Annotated in this window: 15 protein-coding genes; 8 read left to right on the forward strand and 7 right to left on the reverse strand. The window is 75.3% G+C overall.

Annotated features, from left to right (window positions below; translation table 11 throughout):
- Nucleotide 1 precedes the first annotated feature (1 nt).
- The 5 genes from IEX99_RS15510 to IEX99_RS15530 form a co-directional block, all read right to left on the reverse strand.
- On the reverse strand, nucleotides 2–847 hold the full coding sequence (locus tag IEX99_RS15510) for a glycosyltransferase family 2 protein (RefSeq protein ID WP_188901904.1): 846 nt from the start codon (nucleotides 845–847) through the stop codon (nucleotides 2–4).
- Nucleotides 844–1,827, reverse strand: coding sequence for a glycosyltransferase family 9 protein (locus tag IEX99_RS15515; protein WP_229678067.1), 984 nt, complete (start codon nucleotides 1,825–1,827; stop codon nucleotides 844–846). Before IEX99_RS15515 ends, IEX99_RS15510 begins: the two co-directional genes overlap by 4 nt.
- Before the next feature lie 82 nt (nucleotides 1,828–1,909).
- Nucleotides 1,910–2,413, reverse strand: a complete 504-nt coding sequence (locus IEX99_RS15520) for a cupin domain-containing protein (protein WP_188901906.1) — start codon at nucleotides 2,411–2,413, stop codon at nucleotides 1,910–1,912.
- A 218-nt stretch (nucleotides 2,414–2,631) separates the two neighbouring features.
- Nucleotides 2,632–3,828 carry an aminotransferase gene (locus tag IEX99_RS15525; protein ID WP_188901908.1) on the reverse strand — a complete coding sequence of 399 codons (1,197 nt, stop codon included), beginning with the start codon at nucleotides 3,826–3,828 and terminating at the stop codon, nucleotides 2,632–2,634.
- A 43-nt stretch (nucleotides 3,829–3,871) separates the two neighbouring features.
- Nucleotides 3,872–4,531 (reverse strand): DNA-3-methyladenine glycosylase family protein, encoded by a 660-nt coding sequence (locus tag IEX99_RS15530; RefSeq protein WP_188901910.1) that lies wholly within the window; start codon nucleotides 4,529–4,531, stop codon nucleotides 3,872–3,874.
- Between the two features lie 212 nt (nucleotides 4,532–4,743).
- On the opposite strand from IEX99_RS15530, the gene IEX99_RS15535 reads away from it, so the two are divergent.
- From IEX99_RS15535 to obgE, 6 genes are all read left to right on the forward strand, one after another.
- Complete coding sequence (locus IEX99_RS15535; protein ID WP_188901912.1) at nucleotides 4,744–5,511, forward strand: response regulator; 768 nt, start codon at nucleotides 4,744–4,746, stop codon at nucleotides 5,509–5,511.
- A gap of 34 nt (nucleotides 5,512–5,545) precedes the next feature.
- Entirely contained in the window at nucleotides 5,546–6,880 is a 1,335-nt protein-coding gene (locus IEX99_RS15540; protein ID WP_188901914.1) for an ATP-binding protein, read from the forward strand.
- 687 nt (nucleotides 6,881–7,567) lie between these two features.
- On the forward strand, nucleotides 7,568–10,513 hold the full coding sequence (locus IEX99_RS15560) for a M10 family metallopeptidase C-terminal domain-containing protein (protein WP_268237500.1): 2,946 nt from the start codon (nucleotides 7,568–7,570) through the stop codon (nucleotides 10,511–10,513).
- A 312-nt stretch (nucleotides 10,514–10,825) separates the two neighbouring features.
- Nucleotides 10,826–11,161, forward strand: a complete 336-nt coding sequence (gene rplU / locus IEX99_RS15565) for a 50S ribosomal protein L21 (protein ID WP_188901916.1) — start codon at nucleotides 10,826–10,828, stop codon at nucleotides 11,159–11,161.
- Nucleotides 11,162–11,179: 18 nt separating this feature from the next.
- On the forward strand, nucleotides 11,180–11,461 hold the full coding sequence (gene rpmA / locus IEX99_RS15570) for a 50S ribosomal protein L27 (protein WP_188901918.1): 282 nt from the start codon (nucleotides 11,180–11,182) through the stop codon (nucleotides 11,459–11,461).
- Nucleotides 11,462–11,539: 78 nt separating this feature from the next.
- A complete protein-coding gene (gene obgE / locus IEX99_RS15575; RefSeq protein ID WP_188901921.1) occupies nucleotides 11,540–12,598 on the forward strand; it encodes a GTPase ObgE in 1,059 nt (352 codons plus the stop codon).
- 9 nt (nucleotides 12,599–12,607) lie between these two features.
- Here the strand turns inward: obgE and IEX99_RS15580 are convergent, their stop codons facing one another.
- Both IEX99_RS15580 and IEX99_RS15585 read right to left on the reverse strand, forming a co-directional pair.
- A complete protein-coding gene (locus IEX99_RS15580) occupies nucleotides 12,608–13,612 on the reverse strand; it encodes a 2-dehydropantoate 2-reductase (RefSeq protein WP_188901923.1) in 1,005 nt (334 codons plus the stop codon).
- A gap of 150 nt (nucleotides 13,613–13,762) precedes the next feature.
- Nucleotides 13,763–14,419: a glutathione S-transferase family protein gene (locus tag IEX99_RS15585; protein WP_188901925.1), complete on the reverse strand. Its 657-nt coding sequence runs from the start codon at nucleotides 14,417–14,419 to the stop codon at nucleotides 13,763–13,765.
- Nucleotides 14,420–14,631: 212 nt separating this feature from the next.
- Between IEX99_RS15585 and IEX99_RS15590 the strand changes: the two genes are divergently transcribed.
- Both IEX99_RS15590 and IEX99_RS15595 read left to right on the forward strand, forming a co-directional pair.
- Entirely contained in the window at nucleotides 14,632–14,943 is a 312-nt protein-coding gene (locus IEX99_RS15590) for a putative quinol monooxygenase (protein WP_188901927.1), read from the forward strand.
- A 152-nt stretch (nucleotides 14,944–15,095) separates the two neighbouring features.
- Nucleotides 15,096–16,283, forward strand: coding sequence for an MFS transporter (locus IEX99_RS15595; protein ID WP_188901929.1), 1,188 nt, complete (start codon nucleotides 15,096–15,098; stop codon nucleotides 16,281–16,283).
- The last annotated feature ends 30 nt before the right edge of the window (nucleotides 16,284–16,313 follow it).

A 16,313-nucleotide genomic window follows, 5' to 3' on the forward strand; every position in this document is an offset into this window, starting at 1 on the left:
CTCATCGGGCCGCGGTGCCGGCCGGCGCGGCGGCCTCCTCGCCCGGCGCATCGCCCGCCTCGCGCGGGGCGGCGCCGTGCCGCTCCGGCTCGAGCTTCGCCTTGAGGTGCGCGAGCAGCGGGTAGAGCCCGGCGCAGAGCGAGACCAGCAGGCCCCAGCCGCCCTCCCGCCAGCCGCCGCGCGCGAAGTAGCACTTGCAGAAGCGGGAGACGAAGCGGCGCAGGTTGGCCGCGGTGGAACCGACCTCGCCGCGCGCGACGAGGTCCGCCGCGCGCGCGTCGGTGTAGCGGTCGAGCCGCCGCAGCATGTCCGAGATGTCGCGGTCCACGTGGTGCACCAGCGCGTGGGCGAGGCGCGGCCCTTCGCTCCCGCGCCATTCGAGGCCCGGATGCACGCGCTGCGGCTTCCAGCGCTTTGCACCGCGCCGCGACAGGCGCGGCACGGAGGTGGTGCCGAAGCTTCCGCCCCAGCCGTGGCGCACCAGCCGCGTCCCGACGTAGTTGTCCACCGGCACCTGGTGCCAGGCGTGGGCGGAGGCGGCGATCACGCGCCGCACCTCGGCAGCGAGGGCGGGCGGCACCCGCTCGTCGGCGTCCACCTCGAGGATCCAGTCGCCGGTACAGGCGTCGAGGCCGGCGTTGCGCCGCTCGCCCTCGATCTCCCAGGCGCCCTCGAGGACCCGCGCGCCGTGCGCGCGCGCGATCTCGGCGCTGGCGTCGGTGGTGCGGTCGAGCACGACGACGATCTCGTCGGCGAAGGCGAGGGTGGCGAGGCAGTCGCCGAGCTGCGCCGCCTCGTTGCGCGCGACGACGAGGGCCGAGAGGCGGGGCGGGGACGGCGCGGTCATGCGGCGGCCGCCGAGGGGACAGGCGCGAGGCCGGGCAGGGCGGCGCGCGGCGGCCCGTCCAGCAGCCGGCGCGCGGCGGCCAGCGCGTCGGCGACGGTGATCGCCGCCATCTCGCCCGCACCGGGCGCGCCCGGCGCCGTCACGGCGGCGGCGCGCGCGCCGACCGGGCCGTACTCCTCCGCGGAGGTGGGGCCGAACAGGCCGAGCGTCGGCGTGCCGACCGCGGCGGAGAGGTGCATCAGCCCGGAATCGTTGCCGACGAACAGCGCGCAGCGGCCGAGCGCGGCCGCGGCCTCCGGAACCTGCAGCCGGCCGACCAGGTCCGCCGATCCGGGCGGCAGGGCCGCGAGCAGCGGCGCGGCGAGCGCGCGCTCGGCCTCGCCCGGCCCGCCGAAGACCGCGGCGCGCGCGCCGGGCAGCGGGCCGTCGGGCGCACTCAGCGCGCGAAACAGGGCGAGGAAGCGCTCCGCCGGCCAGACCTTGCGCGGCCAGTTCGCCGTCGGCCCCAGGCCGATCCAGGGGACCCCGGCACCCTCCGGCAGCAGCGCGGCCGCGCGGGCGCGATCAGCCTCGGCGGTCCAGGCGACGGGGAGCGGCGGGGCATGCCGCAGCCCCAGCACCGCGGCGAGGTGGCCGATCCGGTGCCCGGGCCGCCGGCCGCCGCGCATCACCGCGCGCCGGCGCGTCCACAGCATCCAGGCCAGCGCCGAGCCGCGCAGATCCACCACCAGATCCCAGCGCACCGGCGCCGCCGCGGCGAGCAGCCCGAGCCAATGGGCGCGGTAGCGGCGCTTGGCGAGCACTACCGTGCGCGCGCGATTCGGCATGCGCGCGAAGACACCCTCGGCGACCGGGCCGCAGGCGACGGTGATCCGCGCCTCGGGGTGGCTGCGGATCAGATGGTCCAGCAGCCCGGTGGACAGCACCGCATCGCCGAGGCGGCTGGCGGTGACGAACAGGATGCGCACGGGGCCGCCCATAGCATGCCCGATGCCCCGGCGCGAACGGGGGGCGGCGCCCGGCCGGCGCGGCGGGGTGAACCCGCCGGCGGCGGTCGCGCGGTCAGCCGGCGGCGGGCGGCGCCTTGTGGATGGGGTCCACCCAGAGCACCTCCTCGGGCCTCTCCACCGGCTCGATGTCGAGGTTGACCACCACCGCCTCGTTGTCGCTGCGCACCAGCACGCATTCCAGCGTCTCGTCGGTGCTGGCGTTGATCTCCTGGTGCGGGACGTAGGGCGGCACGTAGATGAAGTCGCCCGGGCCGGCCTCGGCGACGTATTCGAGCTTCTCGCCCCAGCGCATCCGGGCGCGGCCGCGGATCACGTAGATCACGCTCTCCAGCGGGCCGTGGTGGTGCGCGCCGGTCCTGGCGTTGGGATGGATGTGCACCGTGCCGGCCCAGATCCTCTGCGCGCCGACGCGGGCGTAGTTGATCGCGGCGGCGCGGTTCATCCCCGGCGTCTGCGGCGTGTTGGTGTCCAGGCTGTCGCCCGGGATCACGCGGACGCCGGTGTGCTTCCAGCCATCGGGTGGGATGTCGTGGTGGGCGTGGCCGTCATGCGGCATGAGGTCGGCTCCGTCCGTTCGTGCCGGCGGGCGAGGCTTTCCGCCATGCGCCCGCCGCGCGGGGAACCCGCCAGATAACGCACCGCATCCCATGGGCAAGCGCAATCCGCGGCGGCGCGAGACGCTGCTCCGCCGCGCACCGGACGGAGCAACCGGTTCTCCGCGCGCGCTTTGCCGTGCCGCTTCCTGCTCCGACCGTCCGCCACGCCTCGGCCGGCTCAGCCGAGCGCCGCGCGCAGCCGCGCGGGCACCGTCTCGATCGCCTCCAGGCCGGCATTGGCGAAGGCGAGGCGCAGATGCCGCTCCTGCCCCGGCCCGAAGAACGGTCCGGGCAGGGCGAGCAGCCCGGCCTCCACCGCCAGGCGCTCCGCCGCCGCGAGCGCGTCGGGCGCGCCCTCCGACAGGCGCAGATAGGCGAAATAGGCGCCGAGCGCGTCGAGCCGCCAGCCCGGCAGCGGCGCGACGGCGCGGCGACAGGCGGCGGCGCGCTCCGCCATCAGCGCGCGGTTCCCCGCGCGCCAGCCGCGCAGCGCCTCCACCGCCCAGGCGAGCGCCGCCTGCGCCGCGCGCGGGGCGCAGATCTGCATGGTGTCGAGCGCCTTCATCAGCGCCGCGCGGAACCCCGGCCCGGCGAGGATCGCCCCGACCCGGTGCCCCGGCACGCAATAGGCCTTGGAGAAGGAGTAGAGCTGCACCACGCCGCCCTCGCGCCAGCCCGCCTCGGCGAACAGCGGATGCGGCGGCAGCGCCTCCTCCGGCAGGAAGTCGCGATAGGTCTCGTCCAGCACCAGCCAGGCGCGGCGGTCGCGGCACAGCGCGGCGAAGCGCGCGATCACGGCGGGCGGATAGGTCGCGCCGGTCGGGTTGTTGGGCGTGACGAGCACGACGGCGCGGGCGCGGGGATGCTCGCGCAGCAGCGCGGCGGCGCGGTCGGGGTCGGGGACGAACCCGTCCTCGGCGCGGCAGGGCAGCGGGATCGCCGCGATGCCGAGCATGGACAGCGCCATGCGATGGTTGAAGTACCAGGGCGCGGGCAGCAGCACCGCCTCGCCCTCGCCGGCGAGCACCGTCATGGCCATGGTGAAGGCGAGGTTGCCGCCGGCGGTGATCGCCACGTCGTCGGCCGCGATCGGCGCGGCGTAGGCGCGCGCGATGTCGGCGGCGAGGGCCTCGCGCAGCGCCGGCTCGCCGTCGATCGGGCCGTAGCCGGCGCAGGCGCGGTCGCCCGCGGCGGCGGCGAGCCGGGCGAGCAGGTCGGGATGCGGCGGGTAGCCGGGCACCGCCTGGGTCAGGTCGAGCAGCGGCCCGGCCGCGCCGCCGTAGCGCGCCGCCCAGGCGCGGGCGGCGGGGATCGGCGGCGCGGCGGTGGCGCGGATGCGCGGGGAGAGCGGCGGGGCTGCGGCGGCGGCGTCCATGCGGCCCGTTTCGCACCGGCGGCGCGGCGCGTCCATCGGACGATCAGGGCGCCTCGCCGGCCGGGCGGCCGGTGACGAAGCGCCAATGGTGCCAGAGCAGCCGCGCCGCCAGGGCGCGCCAGGGACGCCACCGCTCCGCCATCGCCCGCAGCGCCTTCGGCTCCGGCCGCGCCGCGAGGCCCTTGAGGTGCGCGGCGCCGGCGGCGAGGGCGAGGTCGCCGCCGGGGAACACGTCCGGCCGCTGCAGCCCGAACAGCAGGTGGATCTCCGCCGTCCAGCGGCCGAGACCCCTGACCGTGGAAAGGAGGGCGATCGCCGCCTCGTCCTCCATCCGCGCCACCGCGGCGAGGTCGAGGCGGCCCGTCGCGCAGGCCTCGGCCAGGGCGCGCGCATGGGCGACCTTCGGGCGCGACAGGCCGGCGCCGCGCAGCGCCTCCTCCGGCAGGGCGAGCAGCCCGGCCGGGTCCAGCGCGCCCGGCAGGGCGCTCAGCCGGGCCCAGATCGCGGCGGCGGCCTGGTTGGAGATCATCTGGCCGCAGATCGCGCGCAACAGGCCGGGAAAGCCCGGATCGCGCGTGCGCCAGGGCAGGGGGCCGGCGGCCGGCTCGACGCGGGCGAGGTCCGGATCGGCCTCGACCAGCGCGGCGAGGCCGGCGCGGGCCCAAGGGGGAGGCGGCGGGGATGTGGATTGGGGGGGGATCATCCCCGCCGCCAGTAGCGCATCGGCGCCGGCCGGGGGGAGGCCGTGCAGTCGCGCCGATGGCTCCTGTGCCATCATCTGGTGTGCGCGATCGCGCTCTGAAAGGCCCCCGGGAGCCGGGGAATTGCAACGCTCCGCAACAGCCGGCCGGCCCCGCAACAGTCCGCAACACGCGCCGCTGCATCGGCGCCGGCGCGCGCTATGTAACAGGCGCCATGGACCCGCAGACGACGCCCCAGCCGCCGCCACCGCCGCCGCAGGCGCCGCCGCCGCACATCCTCGTCGTGGACGACGACCGCGAGATCCGCGACCTGCTCTCGAAGTTCCTGGAGCGCCAGGGCATGCGCGTCTCCGCCGCCCGCGACGCGCGCGAGGCGCGGCGCCTCTGGCCGCTCGGCCGCTACCACCTGGTGGTGCTGGACCTGATGCTGCCGGGCGAATCCGGCCTCGACTTCGCCCGCTGGCTGCGCGGGCAGTCGGAGGTACCGATCGTGATGCTGACGGCGATGGGCGAGGAGACGGACCGCATCGTCGGCCTGGAACTGGGCGCCGACGACTACGTGGCCAAGCCCTTCAACCCGCGCGAGCTGCTGGCGCGCATCCGCGCCGTGCTGCGCCGGACCGGCGGCGAGCCCGGCGCGCCGCGCAAGGAGCCGCCGCCCAAGGCCGTGCGCTTCGCCGGCTGGACGCTGGAGCCGGCGCGCCGCCGCCTGCTCGACCCGGAGGGGACGGAGGTGCCGCTCACCGGCGGCGAGTACGAGCTGCTCGTGATCCTGCTCGAGCGGCCCAACCGCGTGCTGACGCGCGACATGCTGATGGACCTGCTGCACAACCGCCAGGCCGGCCCGTTCGACCGGGCGATCGACGTCGCCGTCTCGCGGCTGCGCCGGAAGCTGGAGGACGACGGGCGCAACCCGCAGCTCATCAAGACCGTGCGCGGCGGCGGCTACGTCCTCGCCGCCAGCGTCGAGCGGGTCCACTGAGATGGGGCGGGAGACGGCGAAGCGCCGGTCCGGCATGCGCCGCTGGCTTCCGCGCAGTCTCGGCGCGCGCACCGCGCTGGTGCTGATCCTCGGACTCGCGCTGGTACAGGCGGCGGGGCTCACCATCCACGCCCTCGACCGCGTCGGGCTGCAGCGCATCGTGCAGGCGCGCGAGATCTCGGCGCGCACCTTCGTCGCCTGGCGCACGGCGCTGCTCGCGCCCTCGGATCGGCGGGCGACGCTGCTCGCCGACCTCGATCTGCCGGTCGGGCTCAGCGTGGAGGTGGACGAGCATCCCCTGGTGCGCGGGCCGATGCCGCCGCCCTCGCCGCAGGTGGTCCGGATGTTCCGGGTGGACCTCCTCGCCCTCGGCCCGCTGCGGATGCGCCCGCGGGAGATCCGCGTGGCGGGACACGGGACGGACGGCTTCGTCGCCTCGCTCCGCCTGCCGGACGGGGAGTGGCTGAACCTGCGCGTGGCGCCGCCGCCGCCGCGGCCCTGGCACTCGGAGAGCTTCCTCCTCGCCTTCCTCGCCATGACCCTGGCGGCCGCGCTGCTGATCGTCTGGGCGGTGGCGCGCCTGATGCGGCCGGTGCGGGTGCTGGCCGAGGCGGCGGAGCGGCTCGGCCGCGATGTGAACGCCCCGCCGCTCGACGAGGGCGGGCCGAGCGAGGTCGCCACCGCGGCCCGCGCCTTCAACACCATGGCCGAGCGGATCCGCCGCTTTGTCGCCGACCGCACCCAGATGCTGGCCGCGATCGGCCACGACCTGCGCACGCCGATCACGCGGCTCAGGCTGCGCGCGGAGTTCCTCGAGGACGAGGAGCAGCGGCGCAAGATGCTCGCCGACCTCGACGAGATGGAGGCGATGATCGCGGCGACCCTCGCCTTCGCCCGCGACGACGCGGCGGCCGAGCCGGCGACGCCGCTGGATCTCGCCGCGCTCTGCCGCACCGTGCTCGACGAGGCGGCGGACGCGCACCCCGAGGCCGCCGAGCGCATCGCCTACGGGGGGCCGGAGCGGCTGACGGTGCGCGCGCGCCCCGTGGCGCTGAAGCGCGCGATCGCCAACCTGGTGCGCAACGCGCTCGCCTACGGCGGATCGGCGCGCATCGCGCTCTCGCCGCCCGAGGACGGCACGGTCCGTCTCACGGTCGAGGACGAGGGGCCCGGCATTCCGGATTGCGAGCTCGAGAATGTCTTCGCGCCCTTCCGCCGGCTGGAGACGAGCCGCAACCGGGAGACCGGGGGCGCGGGCCTCGGCCTGCCGATCGCGCGCAACATCCTGCGCGCGCATGGCGGCGACGTGGTGCTGCGCAACCGCCGCGGCGGACGCGGCCTGAGCGTGCTGGTCACGCTACCGGCATGAGCGAGCGCGGGGCCGATACGCCCCGCATCGGATGCCGGTCCGTGCGCAGGCTCTGGATGCGACGGCGGTGATGCGTTGTGGTCGGCTTGCGGGCCCGTTCCGTGTGCCGCGGCGGGCGTTGACGATGTCGTTGTGGGCGTGAAGTGCGCGGGTGCCGGGCTGGTTGGCGCGCCGGAAGGCCCGGACGTTCCCGACGGGGGTCGGCTCCGGCGCGGGGCGGCGGCAGGGCGGGGTGATGTGGGGGGCGCCTTCGGGCCTGGTCCGCACTGTCCAAGACCGCCACGGCGCGCGCAGCGGGCGCGCCCCGGCTGATTCCGGCGAGATGCAGGTTCATGGCGTGCTGGTTGGCCGCCGGCCGCGCGAGGCCCGCCCGACGCCGCGGGCGGGGCGGACGGCGCCGAGCAGGGAGGCCCGCCTGTGGCGGCAGTCCCTGCCCGCGCCGCCGGCTCTGCCCTTCGGGCTCGCGCGGCGCCACGGCCGACCGTGAAATCCCGTACCCGCGCCGAGCGCAATCCGGATTCGATATCGACACGTTCGGCGCGGCATGCGAGATCTTCTCGGCCCATCGCCGCCGGCGCAGCTCTCTGCCGATCGGCAAGACACCCTCTGGGTCATTCCCGATCCCTTCTCGCGGGCATGGCGCGCCGCGAGCGCCGGTTGCGCCATCGGTCCCTCCGGAGCAGGCTCATGCCGATCAGCCAGTACTCGCTCCATCAGGTAAGCAACGGCGAATTTTGGCTTGAATTCTACAACGTGAAGTCCCTGGGCGGCATTTGGGTCGAATTCCGCTGGGCATACTCGGAAGCGGACTTCCGCGACCCGCTGGGCGTGGGGCAGACCCTGGAGAGCAAGTGGCAGATCCAGTGGAATTCCACCAACGCCTGGCTCTTCTACTACAGTGCGGTCGACGGCGGACAGGGCGACGACACCCTGACCGGCCTCGACGACACCACGGCCTCCGAGATCGCCGCCTTCATCGCGCGGAACGGCCTCCAGGCGCACTTCGCCGGCCTTCCCCTCTACGATGCCGGTGCCGACCTCCTGGTCGGGGGCAGCGGCGACGACTGGCTGAACGGCCGCGGCGGCAACGACGTGCTGGTCGGCGAGGGCGACAACGACACGCTGCTCGGCGGCGCGGGCGACGACACGCTGAAGGGCGGCGCGGGCAGCGACCTGATCGACGGCGGCGAGGGCTTCGACATCGCCGTGTTCGACGGCATGAGCGGCCAGTACCTGATCGCCATCCAGGCGAGCGGCGTCGCCTCGGTCCAGGCGCTGGGCATCGACTGGCTCGACTGGCTGCGGGGTGTCGAGCTGCTGCGCTTCGACGACGCCGACATCCCGGTGGAGCCGACGCCGCCGCTGTTCACCCCGGATGCCGACCGCGTCCGCTTCGACCTGCTCACCGCCGCCCAGCGGCGTGCGGTGGAGGGCGCGCCGGAACGGATCTACGCCGCGGGCGCCGGCAACGATACCGTCGTGCTGCCCTCCGATGAGGTCCTCGTCGCGCCCCGCGCGGACTATCCCTTCGGGGTCGTGTTCGACAGGAGCCGCGGCTTCGAAGGCGGCGCCGGGGACGATTCGATCGTCGGCTCCGCGGCGCGGGACCTCATCGGGGGCGGCGAAGGACGGGACACGCTCACCGGCGGGGGCGGACGCGACACGCTGCTCGGCGGCGCGGGCGACGACCTGCTGGCCGGCGGCGGCGGCGCGGACCGGCTCGAAGGCGGCGACGGAGCCGACACGCTCCATGGCGGCAGCGCGACCTCGCCGAACCTCTCGGGCGCGGACATCCTGTTCGGCGGCGCCGGCGACGACCTGCTGGTCGGCGGTGACGGAGACGACTCGCTGGTCGGCGGCGCCGGCAACGACGTGTTCGAGATCGGCGACGCCACGGGCGACAAGGTCATCTGGGGCGGCCAGCGGTTCGGGGGGGCCGTCGCCAACGACCGGGACGTGATCAGGCTCGCGGGCCGCCCCTCCGACTGGGCCTGGACCGATTGGATCGCCGACGTGGAAGGCACGGGAAGGCCGGAGGGCTGGACCACCATCGCCCGTTCCGGCGCCGGCCAGTCGCTCGAGCTGCACGAGGTCGAGCTCGGCCTCTTCGACGCGCTGCGCAACAACCAGGTGGCCAAGGCGCCGCCCGTGCTCGAGATGGCGAGGCTGGCGCTGAACAGCTACGCCGACGATGTCGATGCTGGCACGGCCCCCGTCAACGCGGCGACGGCCCGCGGCTGGGCGCCGCTTCGGGCGCTCGAGCTGGGCATGGACGTGGCGGGCGCCACCAGGGACGGCACGGCCTGGACGTTCCGGGAGGGCGTCTACACGGCCGGCAACGCCGCGGCGCACGTGCTGTTCGGCGTCGTCGGCAACAGGACGACGCTCTCGATCGCCTTCCGCGGCACCGACGGCCTCGACGATGTCCCGGACTGGCCGAACGCCGATACGCACTACGCGAACTTCGCCCCGCTGATCGAGGCGGTGAAGGCCTATGTGAACAACGGCGGGTACGTGGACGGCGCCAGGATCCAGCAGGTCTGGGTGAGCGGCCACAGCCTCGGCGGCGCGATGGCGCAGATGTTCATGCAGAAGGCGGTCCCGGGCGATCCGCGCTACCTCGGCGTCACCTTCGGCTCGCCGGGGGCCAAGCCGAACGCGCCGGACGCCCGCATGGTGCACTTCGAGCACATCTACGACCCGGTGCCGCTCGCGCCGGACCTCGCCCGCGCCCCCGCCAAGCTCGACGATCTCGCGGCGCTCGCCGCCACCGCCTATCTGCCGCTCGGCGCCGTCGTCGCCGAGCTCGGCGAGATCGCGCTGGAGAGCGTGCTGCACTACAGGACGTCGGGCGCGGTGGTCAGGCTCGACTGGAACCTCTCCGACGGCGTGGGTGGCGCCCACGAGATGGCCAGTTACTTCAGATCGGTCCAGGACCTCGTCGTCGCGCGGACCGAGTTCCCGGGCGGGCTCGACTTCCTCGACCCCGGGGCGCTCGCGGCCCGCGAGGTCCTGCACGCCGGGGCCGGCTCCGACCTCCTCGGCGCGCCGCCGGCCTTCGAACAGATCCTGCGCGGCAAGGCGTATTTCGACGGCGCGGAGCGGTTCTTCGGCACGCTGCAGGCCGACCGCCTCGACGGGCGCGCCGGCGCCGACCTCCTCCTCGGCGGGCGAGGCGCCGACACCCTGCTCGGTGGGGCAGGCGACGACACCCTGGAGGGCGGCAACGGCAACGACCGGCTCGTCGGCGGCCCCGGGGCGGACATCCTGACAGGCGGCAGCGGCAGGGACATCTTCGAGTACCGCAATGCCGGCGAGAGCACCCCGTCGGCGCCCGATACGATCACGGACTTCGCGGTGGACCTGGCCGAGGGGGAACCGTTCATGGACCGGATCAACCTGCGTCCGGTCGATGCCTACACGCCGAACGGGGCGCTCGACGACTCCTTCGTTTTCATCGGCACCGCCGCTTTCACCGGCGCCGGCGCGGCCCGCGGCGAGGTGCGCGTGCAGCAGGTCGAGGCGGATACGTTGGTGATGCTCGACACCGACGCCGACGGCGTCGCCAACATGGTGCTCGTGCTGAAGAACGTCGCCGCCGCGAGCCTCGAGGCCGCGGACTTCCTTCTCTGAGCGCGACCTCGGCCGTTTCCGCGGGCTGACCCGCGCCAGGGTGGGGAGCTTGCGAACGGCGCCTCCCGGCCGCGGGCGGAACCGGCGAAGTCCGCTCGTGCCGGGTCGCGCCGCCGGTGCGCGGGTCCGCCGGACGCTCCCCCGGCCAGCCGATCCGCATCCGTCACGCGCGATCCCCCTCGCGGTCCCCGGCCGCGCCGTTGACGCCCGAGCCAGCACCCGCTATAGCCGCGCCTCTCCGGCGACCCGCCCTGCGGGCCGCCGGCGGTCGTTTGGTGCATACCCGGCACGGCCGGACCGACGCAGGACCCCATGACCTACGCAGTGATCCGCACCGGCGGGAAGCAGTACCGCGTCACGCCCGACGCCGTGCTCACCGTCGAGAAGCTCGAGGCCGAGCCCGGTGCCACCGTCACCTTCCACGAGGTGCTGATGGTGGGCGGCGAAGGCGCGCTCGTCGTCGGCGCACCCACCGTGGCCGGCGCCACCGTCACCGCGACCGTGGTGGAGCAGAACCGCGGCGACAAGATCATCGTCTTCAAGAAGAAGCGCCGCAAGAACTACCGGCGCAAGAAGGGCCACCGGCAGCACCAGACCGTGCTGCGCATCGCCGCCATCAACGGCGGCGGGGCGACGGCGGCCGCCTGAGATCGGAGGGCAGCAGAGATGGCACACAAGAAGGCCGGCGGCTCGTCGCGCAACGGGCGCGATTCGGCGGGCAAGCGGCTCGGCGTGAAGCGCTCCGACGGGCAGTTCGTGAAGGCCGGCAACATCATCGTCACGCAGCGCGGCACCAAGATGCGGCCCGGGCACAACGTTCTGGTCGGACGCACGCACTCGCTGCACGCGGTGATCGACGGCCATGTGCGCTTCGAGCGCAAGGCGGAGGGCCGTGTCCAGGTCAGCGTGTACCCGCTCCCGCCGAGCGCCGTCGCGGCGGCCGAGTAGCGCGGCCGCCCGGCAACGCCGGACCGATCGGGCGGGGGCCGCGAGGCCCCCGTCGCCGTTTCGGGCGGATCCCCTGCGATGAAATTCCTCGACGAGGCGAAGGTCTGGGTGAAGGCCGGCGACGGCGGCGACGGCGCCGTCGCCTTCCGGCGCGAGAAGTTCCTCGAGTTCGGCGGCCCGGACGGCGGCGACGGCGGCAAGGGCGGCGACGTCGTCGCCGAGGCGGTCGAGGGCCTCAACACCCTGATCGACTACCGCTACACGCAGCATTTCCGCGCCCGCAAGGGGGGCAACGGCGCGGGCGGCAACCGCACCGGCGCGCACGCGCCCGACGTGGTGCTCAAGGTCCCGGTCGGCACGCAGATCCTCGCCGAGGACAGGCGGACGCTGATCGCAGACCTCACCGCGCCGGGCCAGCGCGTCGTGATCGCGCGCGGCGGCGACGGCGGCTTCGGCAATGCCCACTACAAGTCCAGCACCAACCGCGCCCCGCGCCGCGCCGACAAGGGCTGGCCGGGCGAGGAGCGCTGGATCTGGCTGCGCCTCAAGCTGATCGCCGATGCCGGGCTGATCGGCCTGCCGAACGCCGGCAAGAGCACCTTCCTCGCCGCTGTCAGCGCCGCGCGGCCGAAGATCGCCGACTATCCCTTCACCACTCTGCACCCCCAGCTCGGCGTCGTGCGCCTCGGCTCCGGCGAGGAGTTCGTCCTCGCCGACATCCCCGGCCTGATCGAGGGCGCGCACGAAGGCGCGGGCCTCGGCGACCGCTTCCTCGGCCACGTCGAGCGCTGCGCCGTGCTGCTGCACCTGGTGGACGGCACCCAGCCCGACGTCGCCAAGGCCTACCGCACCGTACGCGCCGAGCTCGCCGGCTACGGCCACGGCCTGGCGGAGAAGCCGGAGATCGTCGCGCTGAACAAGGTGGACGCGATGACGCCGCAGGCCCGGACCAGCCGGCGCAGGGCGCTGGAGCGCGCCGCCGGGCGGCAGGTCATGCTGATCTCCGGCGCGACCGGGGAGGGGGTGCCGGAGGTCCTGCGGGCCGTCGCCGACATGGTCGCCGCGGAGCGGCGGCGGCGGGCGGCTGCCCAGCCGGCGCCGGCGATGCCGCCCTCCGCCACGGGTCCCGCGAGGTAGCGAGGCGCGTCAACCTGCCCCGGCCCGCGCCGCGCGGGCGCGGTCGTGCGCCGCCGCGCGCAGGGCCATCAGCCCATAGACGGCATCGAGCGTCGGCGTCGGCAGCCCGGCGAGGTCGCGCATCTCGGCGTGGCTCGCCGCCAGCACGTCGAATTCCAGCGGGCGGCCGCGTTCCAGGTCCTGCAGCATGGACATGCGATGCTCCGTCGCGCCGGTGTGGCGGAGGCGCTGCTCGATCGGCACCGGGATGCTCAGGCCGAGGCGCTCGCCGACCGCGTCGGCCTCCTCCATCATGCGCCGCACCGTCGCGAAGGCCTCCGGCGCCGCCGCGATCTCGCGGTTGCGCGCCAGGGTGAGGCAGGCGACCGGGTTCCAGCACAGGCTGTTGACCATCTTGATCCAGATCTCGTCGCGGATGCGCGGGCTGACCGGCGCCGCGACGCCGCCCGCCTCCAGCGCCCGGCCGAGCCGCAGCGCGCGCTCGGAGAGGCTGCCGTCCGGCTCGCCGATCGGGCAGTTCGGGCGCGCGCGGTGGTGGCGCACCACGCCGGGGGCGACGACCTCGGCCGCGGTCCAGTAGACGACGCCGAGCACGCGCGCCGGCGCGATCGCCGCCCAGTGCCGCCCGCCCGGGTCGATGCGCGCCAGCCGGCGGTCGCGGAACGCGCCCTCCACGCCGTGGAAGAACCAGTAGGGGATGCCCGTGGTCGGCGGCAGCACCACCGTCTCCGGCCCGAGCAGCGGCGCGAGCGAGGGCAGCGCGGCGTCCATCTGCTGCGCCTTGACGGTGAGGAAGACGTAGTCCTGCGGCCCCAGCTCCTCCGCCCGCTCCACCGCGTGCGGGCGCGAGCGGATCTCGCCCGCCGTCGAGAGGACGCGCAGCCCGTCGCGCCGGATCGCCTCGACCATCGGCCGCCGGCCGACGAGCGAGACCTCCAGCCCCTCCACCGTGGCGAGGTGGCCGGCGAGGATGCCGCCGATGGCGCCGCCGCCGAGGAAGCAGATGCGCGTCATGCCGGCGTCCTTCCGCCTGGCGCGCGGCGCGCCGCGGGGGAGGGGAGCGGCACGGGCCTCCGGTCGGGCACGGATGCTGTCATGGTCCTCGCCGTTCCCCTCCATCCCGTCGTCGGGCCGGCCGCCGCGCAGGCCGCGCGCCGGCGGCTCTCAGGCCGGCTCGCGCTCGCGCTCCTCCATCATCCGCTTGAAGGCGGGACGGGCGTGGCACGTCTCGAGCCAGGCGCGGACCGCCGGCGCGGCCTCGAACAGCTCCGGGGCGGGGAGCGCGTAGCGCACGACCTCGGCGACGTTGAGGTCCGCCACGGTGAAGCGGCCGCCGACCAGGAAGCCGCTCCCCGCCAGCTCCTGGTTCAGCACGGCGAAGGGCGCGCGCAGCGCCTCGACCGCGGCCCGCGCGACGGCGGGGTCGCGCTCGGCCGGCGGCCTCGCGGCGCGGTGGAAGAGCACCTGGAGCGCGTGCGGCTCGACCTCCGTCGCCGCCCACAGCGCCCACATGGTCATCCGCCCGTCCTCGGCGAGGTCGGCGGGGCCGAGCGCGCCGCCGTACTTCTTCGCGAGGTAGAGGTTGATCGCCAGCGACTCGTGCAGCACGAGCCCGTCGTCCTCGATCGAGGGGATGCGGCCGTTCGGGTTGATCCGGAGGAACTCGGGCGAGCGCGTGTTCAGCGGCGCGCCGGGCGCCGCGGGATCGGCGAGCCGGTAGGCCTGGATGACCGGCACGTGCCGGAAGGGCAGGCCGATCTCGTAGGCGAGCCAGATGGCGCGCGACGCGCGGGAGCGATAGACGCCGTAGATCGTCAGCATGGGCGCGGGCCTCCTGTGCGGGGACGATCGGCGCGGCCTGCCCGCCCCGTCAAGCGTCGCCGCCGGCAGGCGGCGTCGCGCGGCCGGGGCCCGCGCGCGGGCGGTTGGCGAAGCGGGGCGACCGGCCTATGCTTCCCGCCGCACGCCACCGGGCGCGGGGCGGCTCCGCGACGCGGCGGCCTCGCGCCGTCAGCGACCGAGGGACGTCCGCCGTGATCCACGTCATCGCCATCATCACCGCGAAGCCCGGCATGCGGGACGCGGTCCTGAAGGAATTCCGCGCCAACATGCCGGCCGTCCACGCCGAGCAGGGCTGCATCGAGTACGGTCCCGCGATCGACGCCGAGGGCATCGGCAGCTTCCAGACCCGCTTCGGCCCGGACACCTTCGTGGTGATCGAGAAGTGGGAGAGCCCGGAGGCGCTGAAGGCCCACGCCGCGGCGCCGCACATGGCCGCCTACGCCGCGAGGACGAGGGACATGATCGCCAGCCGCGTCATCCACGTCCTCTCGCCGGCCGCCTGAGCACTGCGCCCGACGACACCGGCCGGGAGTCGCCGCAGTCCGCCGCCGCGGGCGATCGGTCGTCCGCGGTCCGGCGCCGTTGCGGCTTCGCCCCGGCCTCCGGCGACGGCGCCGCTCCGCGCCGTCCTCGGCCTCGCGACGATCGCCCCGCGATGAGCGCCCGCACGGCCCCGGCCGCACGCCGCCACGTCGCCGCCGCCCTGCTCGCGGTGGTGGTGCTGAACCTGCCGCTCGGCACGGTCTACGCCTTCAGCGTGTTCCTGCGGCCGATGGAGGCGGAGCTCGCGGCGAGCCGCGCCGAGCTCTCCTTCGTCTTCGGCCTCGCGCTGGTCGCCTTCACCGTCGGCATGAACCTGGCGCCGGCGCTCTACCGCCTGGCGCCGGCGTGGGTCCTGGTCGTCGGCTGCATGGCGGTGTCGAGCGCCGGCATGGGGCTCGCGGCGTCCGCGGCCGGAACCGCCGGGCTTGCCGTCGGCTACGGCGTGCTGTTCGGCCTCGGCGGCGGCGGCGCCTACGTGCTGCTGGTGCAGGGCGTGAACCTGATGCTGAGCGGCCACCGCCGCCAGGGACTCGCCAACGGCTTCATCGTCAGCCTGTTCCCGATCGGCGCCATGATCGGGGCGCCGCTGTTCGGCTGGGCGCTGGGCGCCTGGGGGCTGCGCGCGACCCTCGGCGGGCTCGCGGCTGCGCTGGCCGCGGCCGGGGCGGTCGCGGCGGCGCTGGTCGCCGCCTCCGGCATGGCCGTGACCGCGCCCGCGGGCGGATCCGCCGCGCCGCCCGAACGCAAGGCCTCCGTCTTCCTGCGGCTGTGGGCCGCGTTCTTCCTCGCCGCCGCCGCCGGCCTCATGGTGCTCGGCCAGGCCGCGGGCATGGTGGAGGCCTACGGGGGCAGCAAGGCGCTGGCGCTGTTCGCGACGACCGCGATCACCGGTTGCATCGCGGCGGCGCGCATCGGGGGCGGCTGGCTCGCCGACCGCTTCTCCGCGCCGGGGGTCATGGTCGGGGCGCATGTGCTGGCGTTGTGCGGAGGCCTGCTGCTCCTCGCCGCTCCGGGCGCGCTCGCGTCCGTCGCGACGCTGGCCATGATCGGCATGGGCTACGGCCTCGTCAGCGGCAGCACCGCCGCGGCGGTCGCCGTGTACTGGGGTGCCGCGCAGTACGGCCGGATCGCCGGGCGACTCTACGTCGCCTGGTGCGCGGCGGCGGTCACGCTGCCCGTCGTCGCCGGCCGCCTGTTCGACCTCAGCGGCGGCTACGCAGGGGCGGTGATGATCGCGGTGGCCGGGAACGCGCTCGGCGTCGCCGTCGCCGCCTCCCTGCCGCGGCGCGCCGGGATCTAGGCCCGGCCCGGCGTGCCGCGAGGCTGACCG

Origin of the sequence: Caldovatus sediminis (genome assembly GCF_014644455.1) — a bacterium.
Taxonomy (GTDB): Bacteria; Pseudomonadota; Alphaproteobacteria; order Acetobacterales; family Acetobacteraceae; genus Caldovatus; species Caldovatus sediminis.